Origin of the sequence: Mammaliicoccus sp. D-M19 (assembly GCF_022386695.1) — a bacterium.
Lineage (GTDB): Bacteria > Bacillota > Bacilli > Staphylococcales > Staphylococcaceae > Mammaliicoccus > Mammaliicoccus sciuri.
Map to the genome: position 1 here is coordinate 210,193 of NZ_JAJNHW010000002.1, position 21,346 is coordinate 231,538.

Consider the following 21,346-nt stretch of genomic DNA (forward strand, 5'->3'; position numbering starts at 1 on the left):
GGTGTATCAAATTCTAATAAGGCATTGTTAGTAACAAAAGTCGAGTGAAGTGTAACTAAGGGTGGCCATAGTAACAAAAGTCGGGTGAAATGTAACTAAGGCAGCCCATAGTAACAAAAGTCGGACGAAATGTAACTAAGGCTATCCATAGTGACAAAAGTCGGACGAAATGTAACTAAGGCAGCCCATAGTAACAAAAGTCGAGCGAAGTGTAATTAAGGGTGGCCATAGTAACAAAAGTCGGACGAAATGTAACTAAGGGTGGCCATAGTAACAAAAGTCGGGTGAAGTGTAATTAAGGGTGGCCATAGTAACAAAAGTCGGACGAAATGTAACTAAGGCTATCCATAGTAACAAAAGTCGAGGGAAGTGTAATTAAGGCTATCCATAGTAACAAAAGTCGGGTGAAATGTAACTAAGGCAGCCCATAGTAACAAAAGTCGAGGGAAGTGTAATTAAGGGTGGCCATAGTAACAAAAGTCGGACGAAGTGTAACTAAGCGCCCGCCAAACTAAAAAACAAGTCAACTCCACCAAAAAACCTGAGACGAATTTCGTCTCAGGTTTTTCTTATTATACGATCTTTGTACCGTGTACTTCATCGAATGGTATGTCTTCTATTAATTGTGATAAGTTATCTTTATTAAGTCCGCCACCTGGCATGATTGTAATATTGCCTTTTGAGTGAATCAACAATTTACCTAAATGGTTAATGTTATCAAATATCACACTATCACTTGGTCCGCCATGAGTTAGTAGGCGACTGAATTGGTGCTTAATTAACCAATCTAATGATTTTAATTGATGATATGGATTAATTGAATCAAATGCCATATGACAAACGGCAGGTATGATACCACATGTTTCTTTTAATGATTTCATCTTCCATTCGTCAAGATGACCGTGTTCATCTAAACAACCAAATACAAATGCATCAACTTTCAAATCTTTCAATTGTAATATATCTTGTCGCATGATTTCATATTCGAAATAATTATAGTTAAAATCTCCACCGCGAGGTCTAATCATGACAGCGACTTCGACATTGTGTTGATGACATAATTCTATTGCAATCTTTACCATTCCATAACTTGGTGTTGTGCCACCAACTGAAAGGTTATCGCAAAGTTCAATTCGATTTGCACCGTTTTTAATCGCTTGTTCAATTTGCGAAATTGTTTCTACACAAGCTTCTTTAATCATTTTTGGTAGCCTGTTAGTATGCGATGTCCATCTTCAGTTACAACGATATCGTCTTCAATTCTAACGCCAGCGACACCAGGAACGTAAATTCCAGGTTCAACTGTTAATACCATGCCTGGTTTGAATTCATCCGTATTTGCACTAGAAATGTCTGGGAATTCATGGACGCTTAATCCAAGTCCGTGACCAAGTCTATGCGGGAAGTATTCACCATAACCAGCATTGCTAATAATATCTCTAGCTACTTTATCGCAGTCAGCAATTTTAGCACCTGGTTTAATCATTTCAATTGCTTGTTTGTTAGCATCAAGTACGACGTTGTAAATTTCTTGTGCCTTATCAGAAGGTGTACCGAATGGAACAGTTCTTGTAATATCTGAACAATAACCTTTATAAATGACACCTAGGTCAAATAGTACATATTCATTTTCTTTTAAAGTTCTTTCTCCTGGTGTACCATGAGGAGCTGCTGCATGATCGCCGAATAATACCATAGTATCAAAGCTCATCTTAGAAATACCATGTTGTTTCATAGTTGTTTCAATATGATTTAATACTTCAATTTCAGAAACGCCAACTTCTAACTTATCAACGCCAGCTTGAATAGCTAAATCTGCATATTTAGCCGCTTCTTGCAACAACTCAATCTCGTCATTAGTTTTTACATTTCTAATATCTTTTAATACTTGATCAATATCAACAATTGTTTCTACATTAAATGCTTTTTCAATTTCACGAAGTCTTTTAACTGATAAATGCTCTGATTCTATCGCAAAAGTTTTATAAGATTGTTGTTCAATCAAATCGAATGGTGATTCTGTATCTAAGTATCCAACGATGTTTCCAGTGAAACCTGCATTTTTAGCTTCTTCAACTTCCATTTTTGGACAAAATAGTGTTTCTTCACCATCTTTAGTGACTAATAAGCTAAATAGACGTTCATGTGGTTCAGATAAATAACCTGTTAAATAAAAGATGTTCAAAGGCGTTGTAATCCATGCTGCATCTGCACCTTTATCTTTTAAAAATGTTGCAATTTCATTATGTTCCATTATTCTTCCTCCCAAATCTCTTTCTTACATCATTATTTTAGACTTCTTGATTCATAAATTCAAATTTAGGGTATATAATATACGGAAAAGACAATGTGAGGAGGGAGATTCATGAAAGTATCATTTCATGGACAATCAGTAATCTATTTTGAAAGTAAAGGACATAAAGTGATTGTGGATCCGTTTATAACAGGGAATCCATTATCAGATTTGACGACAGATGAAGTAGAAGCAGATTATATTATATTAACTCATGGTCATGGCGATCATTTAGGTGATACTGTTAGCATTGCAAAAAGAACAGGTGCAACTGTTATAGCGTTACCTGAAGCGATTGATTATTTATCTAATAAACACGGATTAGAAAACTTACATCCAATGAATATTGGTGGAAATATTGAATTTAATTTTGGAAAAGTAAAATATGTGCAAGCCTTTCATAGTAATAGCTTTACAGAAGAAAATGGAGAAATCGTCTATTTAGGTATGCCTGCAGGAATTGTATTAGAAACTGAAGCGGGTACAATTTATCATACTGGTGACACAGGCTTATTCAGCGATATGAAATTAATCGCAGATAGACACCCAGTAGATTTATGCTTTATTCCGATAGGCGATAACTTTACAATGGGCATTGATGATGCAAGTTATGCAGTTAATGAATTTATCAAGCCGAAAAAGGTAGTACCCATTCATTACGATACATTTGACTTTATTAAACAAGACCCTAAAGATTTTGAAAAAGCTGTAACAGAATCAGAAGTGCACATTTTAAAGCCTGGTGAATCAGTAGAATTATAAATGTATATGAAAGTAAGTTAAGAAAGCTGAGATGATTTTATCGTCTCAGCTTTTAAGTTTAAGAAGTAAATCTGTATAAAAGATTTAATTTAATAAGCGTTGTTTCAATCTTTTATTTAATTTTTAAGATATCATTTAATACATTAAAAATGTATAATAGAAAGTAATTCATAAAATTTGATAGAGGGTATAAACATGACGAAACATGAGCAAATTATTAAGTATATTGAATCGTTATCTGTTGGACATAAAATCTCTGTCAGACAGATAGCGAAAGATTTAAATGTCTCTGAAGGTACAGCTTACCGTGCAATTAAAGAAGCGGATAATCAAGGGCTTGTAGCATCTATTGATAGAGTAGGGACAGTTAGAATTGAAAGAAAATCTAGAGAACAAATTGAAAATTTAACATTTAATGAAATTGTTAAAATTGTGGATGGTCAAGTATTGGGCGGTAAACAAGGCTTATATAAAACTTTATCAAAATTTGCAATTGGCGCAATGGAATTAAATGATGTCGTTAAATATTTAACTAAAAATACATTGCTGATAGTTGGTAATAGATCAGATGTACAAATGGAAGCTTTAAAAAGAGGTTCTGCCGTGTTAATTACGGGTGGTTTTGAAGCGAATGAAGATATTATAAATTATGCTGATGAACACGAACTTCCGATTATTTTATCAAATTATGATACATTTTTAGTTGCCAATATTATTAACAGAGCTATATATGATCAAATGATTAAAAAAGAAATTTTAATGGTTGAAGATATTATGATCCCCCTTGAATCAACTTCTTATTTAGATGATAAACAAAAAGTGCGAGATTGGAACGAATTATCTCAACAAACATCTCATACGCGTTTTCCAGTTGTTGATAGTGAAATGAAAGTTGTAGGAATTTTAACGAGTAAAGATATTGTTAACGAAGAACAAGATAAAAGTATTAGAACGTTGATGACTAAATCACCTATTATTGCACATTTAAATACGACCATCGCAACTTGTGCCCATCTTATGATTTGGGAAGGGATTGAATTGTTGCCTGTTGTATCTACCTCTAAAGTATTAATCGGTATCATTTCTCGTGAAGATGTATTGAAGACGATGCAATTAATGAGTAGACAACCACAAATTGGTGAAACGATTCATGACCAAATTGCAAAACAAATCACAATGGACAACGGTAATGTTGTGGTGAATATATCTCCACAATTAACCAATCAATTCGGTATGTTAACGAAATCTGTTTATATTGCAGTTATTGAAGAAGCGTTACGTTATGAAATAAGAAAAATGAAAAAATCAGAAATCATGATTGAACATATAGACATTTATTATTTGAAAACTGTTCAAATCGATGACGATGTAGAAGTGAAGATTACAACATTAGATATCGGTAGAATATTTGCTAAATTCGAAGTTACGATGGTGAGCGGTAGTGCGACTGTTGCGAAAGCATTACTAATGTGTCAAATTCTCGAAAAATAAAAAGCGTTATGTTATACAACGCTTTTTAAAATATTATTGATGTTTTTTTTGTTCGAATTCTTCCCAAGCTTTGTTCTCAATCGGTAAGTTACCTTTAAAGTATTTACTTGCTCTATAGCCATAAGACACGTTTAAAATACCAAAGAATAATAATACTAAAACAATAATATAAGTGACTAATGTTGGAAATAACAATACTTGGTCTGCTGCAAATGCGATCATAAATATACCAAAGTAAAATCTTGAACGTGCTTTATGATACGCTTTTCTAACGTCACGTTTCGTTCTAAATGAACGTGCTAAATTTAAAATAGCGAATATTAAAGCAATAATCATAACTGTTACTGCTAAAGCAACAAGTGTAGACATAATTTCAGATGACATGTTTGATTCCTCCTACCAAGTCGAATTATATCAATTAATAAAATATAAGTAAATATAAAGAAAGAAGGATAACAATGAAAGAAATATTAAATAAAATAAAGCAATATGAAACAATTATTATACATAGGCATGTTAGACCAGACCCAGATGCATACGGATCTCAATTAGGTTTGAAATATATACTACAAGATGCTTTTCCTGAAAAGCATATTTATGCAGTCGGGCAACCAGAACCGACGCTAACATTTATTGGAGATTTGGATGAAATTGCAGATGAAACATATAATGGTGCACTCGTGATTGTTTGTGATACAGCAAACGCGCCACGTATAGATGATAGTCGCTTTAATACAGGTGCCGAATTAATTAAGATTGATCATCATCCACCAGTAGATTCATATGGTGATATTAATTTTGTGAATACTGAGGCGTCATCTACAAGTGAAATAATCTTTGATTTAAATAAATCATGGAATTTAAATGGTTCTAACGTAAGTGAGAAAGCAAGTAGAGTCTTATATTTAGGCATTGTTGGTGACACGGGTAGATTCTTATTTGATAATACGTCAACACATACAATGGAAGTTGCAGCTGAGTTAATGACGAAAGAATTCGAACGTACTAAATTACTTAACCAACTGAGTGAAAGAGACCCAGCTTTACTTCACTTCCAAGGATATATACTTCAGAATTTCAAATATGATGGTGAAGGATTCTGTTCAATTAAGATTACGAAAGATATACTTGAACAATTCAACTTACAACCTAACGAAGCTTCATTATTCGTGAATACCGTTTCTGATATTAAAGGATTAAAAGCGTGGGTATTTGCTGTCGATGAAGGTAAAGAAATAAGATGTAGAATTCGTTCAAAAGGTATAAAAATTAATCATATCGCAGCTCAATATAACGGTGGAGGACACCCAAATGCCTCGGGTGCATCTGTATATAGCTGGGAAGAGTTTGATGCATTAGCAGCAGATATTAAATCTGAAATATAGGAGGTGAGCGCATGGTAAGTCATTTAAATATTCATTCATCATATGATTTGCTCAATTCAAGTGTCAGAATACCAGATGTTGTTCAAAAAGCTAAAAATGAAAATTATCAAGCGCTTGCTCTTACAGATTTAAATGTTCTGCACGGTGCTTTACAATTTTATGATGCATGTATAAAAGAAGATATAAAACCAATCTTCGGATTAACCATTTATTTAGATGACCAACTCAATCAAGTTGAATGTGTGGTCTTAGCTAAAAATATAACAGGCTATCATAATTTAATTAAGTTATCTTCTGCTATTTCCATAAAAGAAAGATTTTCAGCACCCATTGAATGGGTGAATGCTTATTCAGAAGGACTTATAATCATTGGTAAACAAATCAATGAAGCTAACTATTATTTATTCCAAGCTATAACAATTGAGGAAGATGATAAATATATTTCACATGATTCTATGATTGAAATGGATCATAAGAAAGTTTTTATGAAGTCTGCACTTTATTTGAATGAAGATGATGGTGATAGTTTAATTGCACTTCATGCAATTAAAAATAATGAAAAATTAACGATGAGTGATTTTCAACAAAACTTAAATCATCATTTTTTAACTAAAGAAGATATATCACAAATTAATATAGATGAAACGTACATACAAAACACAGACGAAATAGCTCAAAAATGTCATGTTGAAATTGAGTATCATCAAGATTTATTACCAAAATATAAAACGCCTGATAATCAATCAAGTGATGAATATCTTTGGGAATTATTAATGAGGAATAAATCTAAGTATCCACAGTTTAATGAAGTATATGAAAAAAGACTTAAATACGAATACGATATTATTGTAAAAATGGGATATTCAGATTATTTCCTAATCGTTAGTGACTTAATTAATTATGCGAAAGAGCAAAATGTATTAGTTGGACCAGGACGTGGTTCATCTGGCGGTTCTCTTGTTAGTTTTATTTTAAATATTACAACTATTGATCCGATTGAATTTGATTTGTTATTTGAAAGATTTTTAAACCCAGAACGTGTGACGATGCCGGATATTGATATCGACTTTCAAGATACTAAGCGCGATAAAGTGATTCAATATGTTCAAGAAAAATATGGTGATAATCGTGTTGCTGGGATTGTAACTTATGGACATCTTCAAGCGAGAGCAGTAGCAAGAGATGTAGGTAGAATATTACAGTTTGATGATGCTACACTCAATTACATTTCAAAATTAATTCCGCATAAATTAGGTATTACATTAGACGAAGCATTTGAAGATGATGCGTTTAAACAATTTGTTAACCAGAATCATTTGCATGAAAAATGGTTTCAACTAAGTAAACAATTAGAAGGTTTACCGAGGCATACATCGACCCATGCAGCAGGTATCATTATTAATGATCAGTCATTACACCAATTTGTACCTACAATGATGGGTGATACGGGTGTTTTAACGCAATGGACAATGACAGAAACTGAAAAGATCGGTCTATTAAAAATCGACTTTCTTGGTTTAAGAAATTTATCGATTATTCAACAAGTGGTCAATCAAGTGAAATATCAAGAAAATCAAATTGTAGATATCGAAAAAATACCTTTTGATGACTCTAAAGTCTTTCAACTATTGTCTAAAGGTGAAACAACAGGTATTTTTCAGCTCGAATCTCAAGGTGTTAGAAGTGTATTAAAGAGGTTAAAGCCTGACCATTTTCTCGATATTGTAGCAGTTACATCGCTATATAGACCTGGACCGATGGAAGAAATACCAACATATATTAAAAGACGTAGACAAAATGCAGAGATAGAATATTTACATCCAGACTTAAAAGAGATATTGAAATCAACTTATGGCGTTATTATTTATCAAGAACAGATTATGCAGATTGCGAGTAAGTTCGCAGGATTCTCATATGGTGAAGCGGATATTTTGAGACGTGCGATGAGTAAGAAAAATAGAGCAGTGTTAGAAAATGAAAGAAAACATTTTGTGAATGGAAGCTTAGAAAGAGGTTACGAGGAATCAACAGCTGTAAAAATATTTGATTTAATACTGAAGTTTGCAGACTATGGTTATCCAAAAGCACATGCTGTAGCATATAGTAAAATCGCGTATATCATGACTTATTTGAAAGTCCATTATCCGACATATTTTTATGCTGCGATTCTTTCTAATGTAGTTGGTAATGAAGTTAAGACAGAACAAATGGTAACGGAACTTAAAAGAATTGGTGTAAAAATATATCCACCGTCCATTAATCATAGTGAATGGTTCTATAAAGCAACTAAAAAAGGTATATATACGTCACTTGGTGCAATTAAAAGTGTTGGTTATCAAAGCGTAAAAGTGATCGTTGATGAAAGAAAAGCAAACGGAACATATAAAGATATGTTTGATCTTGTACATCGATTACCTAGTAAAGCGAAAAGTAAGAAAATGATACAAGCACTTATATATGCTGGAGCTTTAGATGATTTTGGTCAGACTAGAGCGACATTGTTACAGTCTATTGACGATGTTTATGAAAGTAGCGAGTCTGTTGGAGATTCTAATAATTTATTGAAAGAATTAGGTTTAAACGTAAAGAAAGAATTTAAAGAAATTGAAGAAATGCCTAATCTTATGAAAAGTGAATATGAAAAAGAATACTTAGGATTCTATGCAACTGAACATCCAATCATTTCATTATTCAATCAACATCAATATTTATCTATTTATCCATTAAGAATAGACCATAATAAAGTGCCGATGCTCGTAATGATTGCCTCACTAAGGAAAATTAGAACTAAAAAAGGTCAAAATATGGCTTTCGTCAATTTAATAGATGGGCTAAATGAAGTTGAAGGGGTTATATTCCCTGATGCATATAAACAAATTGAAACAACTGATATCATCAATGTCCCAGTAATTATTAATGGCAAATTCGAAAAAAGAAACGGTAAGACACAAATTATTATTAATCAAATAGATACATTAGAAGCATTTAAACAACATAAATTTAATACGACAAAAGAAGTCGTCGTAAGAAATGTAGAAGATTTAGCAGAGTGGATTACAAAAGACCACGATCGTTATATTAAAGTAACGTATTTTAATGATGAAGATTATAGTTCAAAAATGCTTGGCTATTTAAACTTAAATCATGGTAATTTTGAAGAATTTATTCATAAAATAGGTTATGAGAATGTACGCCTTTTATAGTCTTTATTAATTAAATAATTTATGATATAGTATTCTTCATGGTGGTCTGACCACTATGAAGAATTTTTTAATTTAATTATAGAAATTTAATGTATAATAAAGGGATAGATACATACAATGAAGGGATGATTATTTTGTCATTAAGAGATGATGCACTATATATGCATAAAGAAAAACAAGGTAAATTAGGCGTTTATGCCAAAGTTAAAGTTACTAATAAAGAGGAATTAAGTCTTGCTTATTCTCCAGGTGTCGCAGAACCGTGTAAAGATATACATGAAGACGTCAGAAAAGTATATGACTATACAATGAAATCAAATGCAGTAGCTGTTATTACAGATGGTACAGCTGTATTAGGTTTAGGTGATATAGGTCCTGAAGCAAGTATTCCTGTTATGGAAGGGAAAGCAGTTTTGTTCAAAAGTTTTGCTGGTGTAGATGGTGTGCCAATTGCACTGAATACGACAGACGTTGATGAAATTGTGAATACTGTTAAATTATTAGAACCTAACTATGGTGGTGTTAACTTAGAAGATATTTCAGCACCTCGATGCTTTGAAATTGAAGAACGCCTAAAAAAAGAAACTAAAATACCTGTCTTTCATGATGATCAGCATGGTACGGCTATCGTAACTGTTGCTGGTTTGATTAATGCATTGAAAATTACTGACAGAAAATTATCCGATATAAAAGTTGTTTTAAATGGTGCAGGTGCAGCTGGTATTGCAATTATTAAATTATTATACAGTTATGGTGTAAGAAATATGATTATGTGTGATTCTAGAGGTGCGATTTATGAAGACCGTCCATATGGTATGAATCCTACTAAAGACTTTGTTGCGAAATGGACAAACAAAGACAAAACAGAAGGTCAATTATCAGATGTTATTAAAGATGCGGATGTATTCGTAGGTGTATCTGTTGAAGGCGCATTAACAAAAGAATTAGTTGAAACAATGGCTGAAGACCCAATTATCTTTGCTATGGCTAATCCAGTTCCTGAAATTATGCCAGATGTAGCGAAAGAAGCGGGTGCTAAAGTTATTGGTACAGGGCGTTCTGATTTCCCTAACCAAATTAATAATGTATTAGCATTTCCTGGTATTTTTAGAGGTGCATTAGATATTCGTGCAACTCATATAAATGAAGAAATGAAACAAGCTGCAGTAGAAGCAATTGCTAATCTTGTTTCAGAGGATGAATTAAATGCTGATTATGTCATTCCTGGACCTTTCGATCCAAGAGTTGCACCATATGTAGCGAAAGCTGTAGCAAAAGCTGGTATGGAATCAGGTGTAGCACGTATTGAAGTTGATGTTGATGAAATAGAACGTAGAACATATGAATTAGCAGACTTGTCATAATTTTGGAAGGAGACTCACGTTGGATAAAGAAAAGCAAAAAGGATTAATCAAGATTGTCGAACAAATTCAGTCAATTATTGTTGAAAAAAATATTCAAGTGGGTGAAAAACTGCCTTCCGAAAGATTTTTAAGTGAAACGTTAAATGTTGGACGTTCAAGTATCAGAGAAGCCCTAAGAGCATTAGAACTTTTAGGAGTGATACATACTAGAAGAGGTGAAGGTACATTCTTAAGTGATATGTACCAACACCAACTTTTTGATTTAATCGGAAGGTTCTTAATTCATAACGAATCACAATTAGATGAAATTAATGAATTAAAATGGATGATTGAAAATTTCTGTGAAGAACACAATAACATTGAAACAAATTCAAAAGAAGAACTTGTTTCAAATAATAATAATCAAATTATGTATATGATTTGGAAGCTACTCTCTCAATATAGTGATAGATTTGAAAGAGACAATTGTAAATAAAATCAGGGGGATAGTGACATGTTTAAAGACTTGTTCAATCGTAGCCAGAAAAAGAAAAAATATGTAACTGTTCAAAACAGTAAAGATAATGACGTGCCTGAAGGTATCATGACAAAATGCCCTAAATGTAAAAAAATCATGTATACGAAAGAGCTCGTACAAAACTTAAATGTCTGTTTTAACTGTGATCATCATATTGCATTAACTGCTCACGATAGAATTAGAGCTGTGAGTGATGAAGATGCATTTAAAGAGTTTGATGTCGGTATGACTGCTTCAAACCCATTAGAATTTCCTGGATATGAAGAAAAATTAGAAAAAGATAGAAAAAGCACTGGTTTAAATGATGCAGTCGTTACAGGTGTAACGTCAATTGACGGTATTCCTTATGGTATCTGTGTTATGGATTCAAGATTTAGAATGGGAAGTATGGGTGCAGTAGTTGGAGAGAAAATTTGTAGAATTGTAGATTATTGTGCAGATCATAATTTACCATTTGTATTGTTCACAGCGAGTGGTGGTGCAAGAATGCAAGAAGGAATCATCTCACTAATGCAAATGGCAAAGACAAGTGTATCCATTAAACGTCATAGTGATAAAGGCTTACTATTCATTTCATATATGACACACCCTACAACTGGCGGCGTTTCAGCGAGCTTTGCTTCTGTAGGTGATTTAAACTTTGCAGAACCGAAAGCTTTGATTGGATTTGCTGGTAGAAGAATCATTGAACAAACGATTAGTGAAAAACTACCTGACGATTTCCAAACGGCGGAATTTTTATTAGAACATGGCCAATTAGATAAAGTTGTACATCGAAAAGATATGTATAAAACTTTAAGTACTGTGCTCAAGATGCATCATAACGAGGTGAAAGACAATGCTTGAATTTGAAAAACCTTTAGTAGAAATTAAAGAAAAAATAGCATCTCTACAATCTTATCAAGAAAAACATGGTGTAGACTTAACAGATGAAATAGAAATGTTGGAAGCCACTTTAACAAAAGAAACTGAACACATTTATAATAATTTAAAGCCTTGGGATAGAGTACAAGTTGCGAGATTACAAGAAAGACCTACAACTTTAGATTATATCCCTTACATATTTGATGATTTTATCGAACTTCACGGTGATCGAACTTTCCGTGATGACCCAGCTTTAATAGGTGGATTGGCTTACTTTAATGGGTTACCAGTGACAGTTATAGGGCACCAAAGAGGTAAAGACACTAAAGATAATATTTTTAGAAACTTTGGGATGGCACATCCAGAGGGATATCGTAAAGCATTGCGTTTAATGAAGCAGGCTGAGAAGTTTAATAGACCGATTATTACGTTCATTGATACGAAAGGTGCATATCCTGGTAAAGCCGCAGAAGAACGTGGACAGAGTGAATCTATTGCTAAAAACTTAGTCGAAATGGCATCTTTAACAGTACCTGTTATTTCTATTGTCATCGGTGAAGGTGGAAGCGGTGGTGCGCTTGGATTAGGTGTAACCAATCGTCTACTTATGTTAGAAAATAGTACTTATTCTGTTATATCTCCGGAAGGTGCAGCAGCATTATTATGGAAAGATTCTGGGCTTGCTCAAATGGCAGCCGAAACAATGAAAATTACAGCACCTGACTTATTTGATTTAGATGTTGTAGATGAAGTTGTTAAAGAACCATTTGGTGGCGCTCATAAACATCTAGAATCACAAGCTTCACTTATAAAGACATCAATTGAAAAACATCTTTCAGACTTAAGAACATTAAATGCAGAAAGTTTAGTTGAAGATCGTTTTAAAAAGTATCGTAATATAGGAAGTTATATCGATTAAGATATAATAATTGAAAAGAAAATGATTTATACGGATATCATTTCTTTTTATAAATTTATGTATATGTGCATAATTGAATTAAAATTAAGCGATTCCAACTTTTGAAAAATTACAAAAGTTGGAATCTTTTTTTAAGAAGACGTTTACATATTTAAATAACAGTAGTTTTAATGGAATCAAGCCAATATTTGTGTTATTTTTAAATTAACAAACATATAACAAGAGAGGTCTGTATATTTATGAAAAAAATTGCGGTTTTAACGAGCGGTGGAGATTCACCAGGGATGAACGCAGCAATTCGTGCAGTTGTTCGTAAAGCTATTTATCATGATATTGAAGTTTATGGTGTTTACCAAGGTTACTTAGGCTTAATAAATGATAATATCAAAAAACTTGAATTAGGTTCAGTTGGGGACATGATTCAAAGAGGTGGTACATTCCTTTATTCTGCTAGATGTCCAGAATTTAAAGAAAAAGAAGTGCGTGCAAAAGCAATTGAAAACCTTGAAAAAAGAGGCATAGAAGGATTAGTTGTTATCGGTGGAGATGGAAGTTATAGAGGTGCACAAAGATTAAGCGAAGAAGCTAAAAATCTTAAAACAATCGGTGTTCCCGGTACTATCGATAACGATATTAATGGTACAGACTTTACAATTGGTTTTGATACAGCGCTTAACACAATCATTGATGCTGTCGATAAAATAAGAGATACAGCATCAAGTCATGAACGTACTTTTATTATTGAAGTAATGGGAAGAGACGCTGGAGATTTAGCACTTTGGTCAGGTTTAGCTGCTGGAGCAGAAACAATTTTAATACCAGAAGTTAAATCGGACATTGAAGAAATAGCTGAAAAAATTCAACATGGTATGGATAGAGGGAAAAAACATTCTATTATTATTTGTGCTGAAGGTGTCATGACTGGTAATCAATGTGGGGAAGAATTGAAGAAATTTATTAACATTGATACAAGAGTTTCATGTTTAGGCCACATTCAAAGAGGTGGTACACCTACTGGAATGGATAGAGTGCTTGCTTCTCGTTTAGGCGGCTATGCAGTTGAATTACTTATGCAAGGTGATAGTGCTAAAGCAGTTGGAATTCAACAAAATGAACTTACATGTACTCATTTTGATGAAATATTCCAAGCAGAACATAACATCGACAATAAAATGTATAATTTAGCACATCAATTATCTATATAAAAAAAGAAAAACTACGGAGGTCATTTTAATATGAGAAAGACAAAAATTGTATGTACGATAGGTCCAGCATCAGAATCAGAAGAAATGTTAGAAAAATTAATGCTTGCAGGCATGAACGTTGCTAGATTAAACTTTTCACATGGAAGTCATGAAGAACATAAAGGTCGTATAGATACAATTAGAAAAGTAAGTTCTAAATTAAATAAAAATATTGGTATCTTATTAGATACTAAAGGTCCTGAAATTAGAACACATAACATGAAAGATGGTTTAATTGAGCTTACTAAAGGTAGTGAAGTAACAGTTAAAACAACTGAAGTAGAAGGTACTAAAGAAGCGTTCTCAGTTACTTACGAAAAATTAGCTGAAGATGTAGAAGTCGGATCAACAATTTTACTTGATGATGGTTTAATTGAACTTACAGTTAAATCAGTAGATATCGCTAAAGGTGAAGTTCACTGTGACGTCCAAAACACTGGCGAATTAAAAAATAAAAAAGGTGTTAACTTACCGGGTGTTAAAGTAAACCTTCCTGGTATTACTGATAAAGACGCTAGTGATATCCGCTTCGGTATCGAAGAAGGTGTAGACTTTATTGCAGCTAGTTTCGTAAGACGTCCATCAGATGTATTAGATATCCGTGCAATTTTAGAAGAAAAAGAAAATAACGTTATTAAAATTATTCCTAAAATTGAAAATGAAGAAGGTATTGAAAATATCGATGAAATTCTTCAAGTTTCAGATGGTTTAATGGTTGCACGTGGTGATATGGGTGTTGAAATTTTACCAGAAGCAGTTCCAATGGTACAAAAACAATTAATCCAAAAATGTAATAAATTAGGTAAACCAGTTATTACAGCAACACAAATGTTAGATTCAATGCAAAGAAACCCACGTTGTACAAGAGCAGAAGCAAGTGACGTAGCGAACGCAATTTACGATGGTACAGATGCAGTGATGTTATCTGGTGAAACTGCAGCAGGATTATATCCAGAAGAAGCAGTACGTACAATGCAAAATATCGCAGTAGCTGCCGAAGATGCTCAAGATTACAAAAAATTATTATCTGATCGTTCAAAAATGATCGATACGAATTTAGTTAATGCAATCGGTGTATCAGTTGCACATACAGCTTTAAACTTAAACGTAGAATCAATCGTTGCAGCAACTGAAAGTGGTGCTACAGCTCAAACAATCTCTAAATATAGACCACATTCACACATTATTGCAGTTACACCTAATGAAACAACTGCACGTCATATGACATTAGTATGGGGCGTATTACCAGTTGTGAAAAAAGGTAAACAAACAACTGATGAATTATTAAATAATGCTGTTTCAACAGCTGTTAACACAGGTTTAGTTGATAATGGTGATTTAATCATTATTACTGCAGGTGTACCAACAGGTGAAACAGGTACAACTAACTTAATGAAGATTCATTTAGTAGGTGATGAATTGGCTAAAGGTCAAGGAATCGGTCATCATTCAACAGTAGGTAAAGCTGTAGTGGCAAATACTGCTGACGACTTAAAAGGTAAAGATTTAAGTGAATCAATCGTTGTTACACAATCAACAGATGCTGATATGGTTCCATATTTAGAAAATGCTAAAGGAATTGTAACAGAAGAAGGCGGATTAACTTCACACGCAGCAGTTGTAGGTCTTAACTTAGGCGTTGCAACAATCGTTGGTGTTGAAGGCGCTCGCGAAAAAATAGCAGATGGTACATTAATCACATTAGATCCAAAACAACACAAAGTGTTCGAAGGATATGCTAACGTATTATAATAAATAAAAAAGAGACTGGGATATGATTTCCTAGTCTCTTTTTTTATTTATGAATGCGCATATACTGTTATAAGCAGTTTAGTCCAAAGGTGCAAATACTGGGGTCGTTATAATATATAAATAAGTAAACTAAAAAGGGTCAAAAAAACATCTCATTTACTGATTTATTTAGTAAATGAGATGTTTTTATTTACTTTATTTAAATACTTTACGTTTTTGATTAAAGTACATGATTGTCAAAATGATAAACCAAATTGGTGTAATTAATATAGCGATTAATGTGACTTTATTTGTCATTAATAACACGAATACGAAAATAAAGAATATTAATGTAATCCATGCTACCGGAACACCACCAGGTAATTTGAAATTAGATGCTTTGTTTAATTCTGGTGATATTTTACGATATCTAATATAAGCAACAACAATTAATGACCATACTACTAAGAAAAGTACGGTTGATACAGATGTTACATATTTAAATACTTCACCAGCATCTTTAATCACGTAGTTTAAAAGTACTGAAATCATTAATAAGAAACAACTAAATAGTGTTGCTTTATAAGGGACACCAGTTTTGTTTGTTTGACCGAAACTTTTGTTTGCTTGTCCATTTTGTGATAAACCATAAAGCATTCTACTATTTGAGAAAATACCACTATTACAAGATGATGCTGCAGCTGTTAAAACAACAAAGTTGATAATTGCTGCTGCGATTGGAATACCAATCAGTCCAAATAATTTTACGAATGGACTTTCGGCAGGATCGATTTTGTCCCAAGGTGTAATAGACATGATGATAATAAGTGAACCTACATAGAAAAGCATAATTCTAATTGGTACACTGTTAATCGCTCTTGGTATTGTCTTATGTGGATCTTTCGTTTCACCAGCAGTAACACCGATTAATTCAATACCTACAAATGAGAAAGCTGCCATTTGGAATGATAAGAAGAAACCATTCATACCATTTGGGAAAATACCATCATGGTCCCAAATATGTGTTAATGAAGCTGTACCGTATGGTGTTTCATATGCCATTACGATCATGATAATACCGACAACGATTAATGCTACGATCGTTGTAATTTTAATAATAGAGAACCAGAACTCTAATTCACCAAATAGTTTAGCAGTCATTAAATTCATTGTCATTAATATGAGTATTGTAAATAATGCTGTAATCCATGTTGGTATGTCAGGAAACCAAAAACTTATGTATTTTGCTACTGCAGTTACTTCAGCCATACCAGTGACAATCCAACAGAACCAGTAAGTCCATCCTGTTATATATCCTGCGAATGGTCCGATATATGTATGCGTGACATCTGCAAAAGAATGAAAATCTGTGTTTGAGAGTAATATTTCCCCTAGAGCTCTCATAAACAGAAATAAAATTAAACCAATAATAATATAGGTCAGCAGTATTGAAGGGCCTGCTGAACTAATTGTTTCGCCAGCACCTAAGAATAAGCCTGTACCTATAGCACCACCTATCGCAATAAGTTGTACATGCCTATTGCTTAATTCCCTTTGTAAATTGTTAGCCATATAAACTTTATCCCTCTTTCATAAACAAACTTTTATGTTATTATTATGCGCTTACTGTAAGAAAATAGCAATTAAAAAATGAATGTCTAACAGCTGTTTGATACCTGTTATCATGATTTATTATTTTTATCATATATAATAATAAAAATGAATGGATGAACGATGAAATGACCTATTCTGATTAAAATGATAGGGTATTACTAACTCGTAAATCCTTATGTGTTCACGTTTTTGAGATATATTTTATTTACTATAGCAATATTATAAAAAATATAAAATTACAACTGTTTATTTTTATTCATTTAAAATTACTAAAGAATTTAAAGTTTAAAAGTCCTTCGCATTCACAAATCGTAAGAAATTATATATAATGATAGATGAAAGCCATTACATATATGGGCAATTATTTAGTAAGGGGGATATTATTATGGCACAAGTAGCAAAAGGGTTAGAGGGCATCATTGCTTCTGAAACTCAAATTAGTTCAATCATAGATAATCAATTAACTTATGCAGGTTATGAAATAGATGATCTAACTGAAAATGCTTTATTTGAAGAAGTCATGTTTTTACTATGGAATTTAAGATTACCAAACAAAGAGGAATTAGCAGAACTAAATGAGAAACTACTAGGATATATGACTTTAAACCCTAGAATGTATACACATTTCGAAGATTATGCGACTGATAAAGTTCATCCAATGACTGGATTACGTACTTCATTATCATATTTAGCACATTTCGATCCAGACGCTGAAAAATTTGATGAAGAAATGAACTATGAACGTGCAATTAGAATTCAAGCGAAAGTTGCATCTTTAGTAGCAGCATTCTCTCGCGTAAGACAAGGTAAAGAAGTTGTAAAACCTAAAAAAGATTTAACATATGCAGCAAACTTCCTATATATGTTAAGAGGTGAAGTTCCAACTGATGTTGAGGTAGAAGGTTTTAACAAAGCGTTAATTTTACACGCTGACCATGAATTTAATGCTTCAACATTTACAGCACGTGTAACAGTTTCGACTTTATCTGATATGTATTCAGGTGTGACAGCAGCAGCTGGCGCATTGAAAGGTCCATTACATGGTGGTGCTAACGAACAAGTTATGAAAATGTTAACTGAAATTGGTACTGTCGACAAAACAGATGATTACATTAAAGATAAAATCGCAAACAAAGAAAAAATTATGGGCTTCGGACACAGAGTATATAAAAATGGTGATCCGAGAGCGAAGTACTTAAAAGAAATGAGTCGTCGTATTACAGACGAAACAGGTCAAAAAGAACTGTTTGAAATTTCTTTAAGAATTGCTGAAATTATGAAAGAAGAAAAAGGATTATTACCTAACGTTGACTTCTACAGTGCAACTGTATATCACAGCATGGGTATTGATCACGATTTATTCACACCAATTTTCGCAATTAGCCGTATGTCAGGTTGGACAGCTCATATTCTTGAACAATACAGAACAAATAGAATTATGAGACCAAGAGCTGAATATACTGGTGAACGTGATCGTAAATATGAACCAATTGAAAACCGTTAATTTAATTAATATAATATAACTAACAAATTTAGATGGAGGAATCATATAATGACAGCAGAAAAAATTACAACAAATCAAGGCGTTTTAAATGTTCCAAATAATCCAATCATCCCATTTATTATCGGTGATGGAATCGGACCAGATATCTGGAATGCAGCAAGTAGAGTATTAGATGCAGCTGTAGAAAAAGCATACAATGGCGAAAAACAAATCGAATGGAAAGAAGTATTAGCAGGTCAAAAAGCATTCGATGAAACTGGTGAATGGTTACCAAATGAAACTTTAGAAACGATTAAGGAATATTTAATAGCAATTAAAGGTCCATTAACTACACCAATTGGTGGCGGTATTCGTTCATTAAACGTTGCTTTACGTCAAGAGTTAGATTTATTCACTTGTCTACGTCCAGTACGTTGGTTTAAAGGTGTTCCTTCACCAGTTAAACGTCCTGAAGATACAGATATGGTTATTTTCCGTGAAAATACTGAAGATATTTATGCTGGTATTGAATTCCAAGAAGGTTCAGATGAAGCTAAAAAAGTTATAGACTTCTTACAAAATGAAATGGGTGCTAAAAATATCAGATTCCCTGAAACTTCAGGTATCGGTATTAAACCAGTTTCTAAAGAAGGTACTGAAAGATTAGTAAGAGCAGCAATTAACTATGCGTTCGATAATAATCGTAGAAATGTTACATTAGTTCATAAAGGTAACATCATGAAATTCACTGAAGGTGCATTCAAAAAATGGGGTTACGATTTAGCTGAACGTGAATTCGGAGATCGCGTATTCACTTGGCAACAATATGATAAAATTGTTGAAGAAGAAGGTAAAGATGCTGCTAATAAAGCACAATCAGATGCAGAGGCTGAAGGTAAATTAATTATTAAAGACTCTATCGCTGATATCTTCTTACAACAAATTTTAACACGTCCTGCTGAATTTGATGTAGTAGCTACAATGAACTTAAACGGTGACTATATTTCAGATGCATTAGCAGCTCAAGTTGGTGGTATTGGTATTGCGCCTGGTGCAAACATTAACTACGAAACAGGACATGCAATTTTCGAAGCGACACACGGTACAGCTCCTAAATATGCTGGTTTAGATAAAGTTAACCCTTCATCAGTATTATTAAGTGGTGTATTAATGTTAGAACACTTGGGTTGGCAAGAAGCTGCTGACAAAGTAACACAATCTGTTGAAGCTACAATTGCTTCTAAAGTAGTAACATATGACTTTGCTCGTTTAATGGATGGCGCAACTGAAGTTAAATCTTCAGAATTCGCTGATGAATTAATTAAAAATTTACCATAATAGGATGTTATTTGAGGAAGGTTATTTATTAACCTTCCTTTTATTATAAGGAGATGAACAATATGGCAAGAAAGAAAATTTCAATCATTGGAGCAGGATTTACTGGCGCTACAGCTGCATTTATAGCAGCTCAAAAAGAGTTAGGTGATATTGTACTTGTTGATATGCCTCAATCTGAAAACCCAACAAAAGGTAAAGCGTTAGATATTGCAGAAAGTGCACCGGTATTAGGTTTTGATTCAAAAGTAACAGGTACTGCTAATTATGAAGATACAAAAGATTCAGATGTTGTCATTATTACAGCGGGTATTGCAAGAAAGCCTGGAATGTCACGTGATGATTTAGTACAAACAAATCAAAATGTTATGAAATCCGTAACAAAAGAAATTGTTAAATATTCACCTAATTGCGTTATCTTAGTCTTAACAAATCCAGTTGATGCAATGACTTATACAGTGTATAAAGAATCAGGATTTCCGAAAGAGCGCGTGATTGGTCAATCTGGCGTATTAGATACTGCTAGATTTAGAACATTTGTTGCTGAAGCATTAGATCTTTCTGTTAAAGATGTAACAGGATTTGTATTAGGTGGTCATGGAGATACAATGGTTCCACTTATTAGATACTCAGCAGCTGGTGGCGTACCTTTAGAAAAGTTATTATCTGAAGAAAAAATTGCTGAAATTGTTGATAGAACAAGAAAAGGTGGAGCTGAGATCGTTAACTTACTTGGTAATGGTTCGGCATACTATGCACCAGGAGCAGCTTTAATTGAAATGACAGAAGCAATATTAAAAGATCAAAAGAGAGTATTACCTTCAATTGCTTATTTAGAAGGTGAATATGGTTATCAAGACATTTATTTAGGTGTACCAACTGTATTAGGATCTAATGGTATTGAAAAAATCATCGAGTTAGACTTAACTGATGAAGAAAAGCAATTACTTGATGAATCTGCTCAGTCTGTTGAAACAGTAAAGAATATTTTACAATAAAATAACAGTTGAAAGGCGCATTCTGCTTTGAATGCGTCTCTTTTATTTAGATAGTGTTAACTTTTTGTAAAGTTCTCTAAATAACCATTATTTTTTTAATAATTTAAGTTATAATTATATTAAATCGCTTAAGGAGGACCTTG

General features: G+C 33.0%; 17 protein-coding genes. 13 read left to right on the forward strand and 4 right to left on the reverse strand.

Translation table 11 applies throughout. From position 1 onward, the window contains the following. Nucleotides 1–572 precede the first annotated feature (572 nt). Together LQ675_RS06605 and LQ675_RS06610 are read right to left on the reverse strand one after the other, a co-directional pair. Entirely contained in the window at nt 573–1,202 is a 630-nt protein-coding gene (locus LQ675_RS06605; RefSeq protein WP_048539597.1) for a copper homeostasis protein CutC, read from the reverse strand. Next, complete coding sequence (locus tag LQ675_RS06610) at nt 1,199–2,254, reverse strand: M24 family metallopeptidase (protein WP_103354277.1); 1,056 nt, start codon at nt 2,252–2,254, stop codon at nt 1,199–1,201. Before LQ675_RS06610 ends, LQ675_RS06605 begins: the two co-directional genes overlap by 4 nt. A gap of 111 nt (nt 2,255–2,365) precedes the next feature. Here LQ675_RS06610 and LQ675_RS06615 point away from each other — a divergent pair, with 111 nt between their 5' ends. Both LQ675_RS06615 and LQ675_RS06620 read left to right on the forward strand, forming a co-directional pair. Beyond that, complete coding sequence (locus LQ675_RS06615) at nt 2,366–3,055, forward strand: metal-dependent hydrolase (RefSeq protein WP_048539598.1); 690 nt, start codon at nt 2,366–2,368, stop codon at nt 3,053–3,055. A 195-nt stretch (nt 3,056–3,250) separates the two neighbouring features. Next, entirely contained in the window at nt 3,251–4,546 is a 1,296-nt protein-coding gene (locus LQ675_RS06620) for a DRTGG domain-containing protein (protein ID WP_048539599.1), read from the forward strand. A 33-nt stretch (nt 4,547–4,579) separates the two neighbouring features. Here the strand turns inward: LQ675_RS06620 and LQ675_RS06625 are convergent, their stop codons facing one another. Then, on the reverse strand, nt 4,580–4,930 hold the full coding sequence (locus LQ675_RS06625) for a YtpI family protein (protein WP_025904319.1): 351 nt from the start codon (nt 4,928–4,930) through the stop codon (nt 4,580–4,582). Between the two features lie 74 nt (nt 4,931–5,004). On the opposite strand from LQ675_RS06625, the gene LQ675_RS06630 reads away from it, so the two are divergent. The 8 genes from LQ675_RS06630 to pyk all read left to right on the forward strand — a co-directional run bounded on the left by LQ675_RS06630 (nt 5,005) and on the right by pyk (nt 15,794). After that, complete coding sequence (locus LQ675_RS06630; protein WP_239727252.1) at nt 5,005–5,931, forward strand: DHH family phosphoesterase; 927 nt, start codon at nt 5,005–5,007, stop codon at nt 5,929–5,931. An 11-nt stretch (nt 5,932–5,942) separates the two neighbouring features. After that, the gene (locus LQ675_RS06635; protein WP_119649301.1) at nt 5,943–9,134 is read left to right on the forward strand and encodes a DNA polymerase III subunit alpha; all 3,192 of its coding nucleotides are present in this window, start codon (nt 5,943–5,945) and stop codon (nt 9,132–9,134) included. A gap of 134 nt (nt 9,135–9,268) precedes the next feature. Further along, nucleotides 9,269–10,498, forward strand: coding sequence for an NADP-dependent malic enzyme (ystJ, locus tag LQ675_RS06640; protein ID WP_048539603.1), 1,230 nt, complete (start codon nt 9,269–9,271; stop codon nt 10,496–10,498). A gap of 19 nt (nt 10,499–10,517) precedes the next feature. Next, nucleotides 10,518–10,973 (forward strand): FadR/GntR family transcriptional regulator, encoded by a 456-nt coding sequence (locus LQ675_RS06645; RefSeq protein WP_025904315.1) that lies wholly within the window; start codon nt 10,518–10,520, stop codon nt 10,971–10,973. Between the two features lie 18 nt (nt 10,974–10,991). Further along, the gene (gene accD, locus LQ675_RS06650; RefSeq protein ID WP_025904314.1) at nt 10,992–11,861 is read left to right on the forward strand and encodes an acetyl-CoA carboxylase, carboxyltransferase subunit beta; all 870 of its coding nucleotides are present in this window, start codon (nt 10,992–10,994) and stop codon (nt 11,859–11,861) included. Continuing rightward, a complete protein-coding gene (locus LQ675_RS06655; RefSeq protein WP_048539604.1) occupies nt 11,854–12,798 on the forward strand; it encodes an acetyl-CoA carboxylase carboxyltransferase subunit alpha in 945 nt (314 codons plus the stop codon). Before accD ends, LQ675_RS06655 begins: the two co-directional genes overlap by 8 nt. 239 nt (nt 12,799–13,037) lie before the next feature. Further along, complete coding sequence (gene pfkA / locus LQ675_RS06660; RefSeq protein ID WP_048539605.1) at nt 13,038–14,003, forward strand: 6-phosphofructokinase; 966 nt, start codon at nt 13,038–13,040, stop codon at nt 14,001–14,003. A 30-nt stretch (nt 14,004–14,033) separates the two neighbouring features. Then, on the forward strand, nt 14,034–15,794 hold the full coding sequence (pyk, locus tag LQ675_RS06665; protein WP_048539606.1) for a pyruvate kinase: 1,761 nt from the start codon (nt 14,034–14,036) through the stop codon (nt 15,792–15,794). 195 nt (nt 15,795–15,989) lie between these two features. On the opposite strand, the gene LQ675_RS06670 is transcribed toward pyk, so the two are convergent. Continuing rightward, nucleotides 15,990–17,345: an amino acid permease gene (locus LQ675_RS06670; protein ID WP_048539607.1), complete on the reverse strand. Its 1,356-nt coding sequence runs from the start codon at nt 17,343–17,345 to the stop codon at nt 15,990–15,992. A 427-nt stretch (nt 17,346–17,772) separates the two neighbouring features. On the opposite strand from LQ675_RS06670, the gene LQ675_RS06675 reads away from it, so the two are divergent. The 3 genes from LQ675_RS06675 (at nt 17,773) to mdh (ending at nt 21,203) form a co-directional block, all read left to right on the forward strand. Further along, nucleotides 17,773–18,891 (forward strand): citrate synthase, encoded by a 1,119-nt coding sequence (locus tag LQ675_RS06675; protein ID WP_048539608.1) that lies wholly within the window; start codon nt 17,773–17,775, stop codon nt 18,889–18,891. A gap of 48 nt (nt 18,892–18,939) precedes the next feature. After that, a complete protein-coding gene (icd, locus tag LQ675_RS06680; RefSeq protein WP_048539609.1) occupies nt 18,940–20,208 on the forward strand; it encodes an NADP-dependent isocitrate dehydrogenase in 1,269 nt (422 codons plus the stop codon). Between the two features lie 62 nt (nt 20,209–20,270). Beyond that, a complete protein-coding gene (gene mdh, locus LQ675_RS06685; RefSeq protein ID WP_048539610.1) occupies nt 20,271–21,203 on the forward strand; it encodes a malate dehydrogenase in 933 nt (310 codons plus the stop codon). Nucleotides 21,204–21,346 lie beyond the last annotated feature (143 nt).

Excerpts from the sequence above, each read along its gene's own strand:
- LQ675_RS06605 (WP_048539597.1), bottom strand. The coding sequence starts at position 1,202 with ATGATTAAAGAAGCTTGTGTAGAAACAATTTCGCAAATTGAACAAGCG.
- LQ675_RS06610 (WP_103354277.1), bottom strand. The coding sequence starts at position 2,254 with ATGGAACATAATGAAATTGCAACATTTTTAAAAGATAAAGGTGCAGAT.
- LQ675_RS06615 (WP_048539598.1), top strand. The coding sequence starts at position 2,366 with ATGAAAGTATCATTTCATGGACAATCAGTAATCTATTTTGAAAGTAAA.
- LQ675_RS06620 (WP_048539599.1), top strand. The coding sequence starts at position 3,251 with ATGACGAAACATGAGCAAATTATTAAGTATATTGAATCGTTATCTGTT.
- LQ675_RS06625 (WP_025904319.1), bottom strand. The coding sequence starts at position 4,930 with ATGTCATCTGAAATTATGTCTACACTTGTTGCTTTAGCAGTAACAGTT.
- LQ675_RS06630 (WP_239727252.1), top strand. The coding sequence starts at position 5,005 with ATGAAAGAAATATTAAATAAAATAAAGCAATATGAAACAATTATTATA.
- LQ675_RS06635 (WP_119649301.1), top strand. The coding sequence starts at position 5,943 with ATGGTAAGTCATTTAAATATTCATTCATCATATGATTTGCTCAATTCA.
- accD (WP_025904314.1), top strand. The coding sequence starts at position 10,992 with ATGTTTAAAGACTTGTTCAATCGTAGCCAGAAAAAGAAAAAATATGTA.
- LQ675_RS06655 (WP_048539604.1), top strand. The coding sequence starts at position 11,854 with ATGCTTGAATTTGAAAAACCTTTAGTAGAAATTAAAGAAAAAATAGCA.
- pfkA (WP_048539605.1), top strand. The coding sequence starts at position 13,038 with ATGAAAAAAATTGCGGTTTTAACGAGCGGTGGAGATTCACCAGGGATG.
- pyk (WP_048539606.1), top strand. The coding sequence starts at position 14,034 with ATGAGAAAGACAAAAATTGTATGTACGATAGGTCCAGCATCAGAATCA.
- LQ675_RS06670 (WP_048539607.1), bottom strand. The coding sequence starts at position 17,345 with ATGGCTAACAATTTACAAAGGGAATTAAGCAATAGGCATGTACAACTT.
- LQ675_RS06675 (WP_048539608.1), top strand. The coding sequence starts at position 17,773 with ATGGCACAAGTAGCAAAAGGGTTAGAGGGCATCATTGCTTCTGAAACT.
- icd (WP_048539609.1), top strand. The coding sequence starts at position 18,940 with ATGACAGCAGAAAAAATTACAACAAATCAAGGCGTTTTAAATGTTCCA.
- mdh (WP_048539610.1), top strand. The coding sequence starts at position 20,271 with ATGGCAAGAAAGAAAATTTCAATCATTGGAGCAGGATTTACTGGCGCT.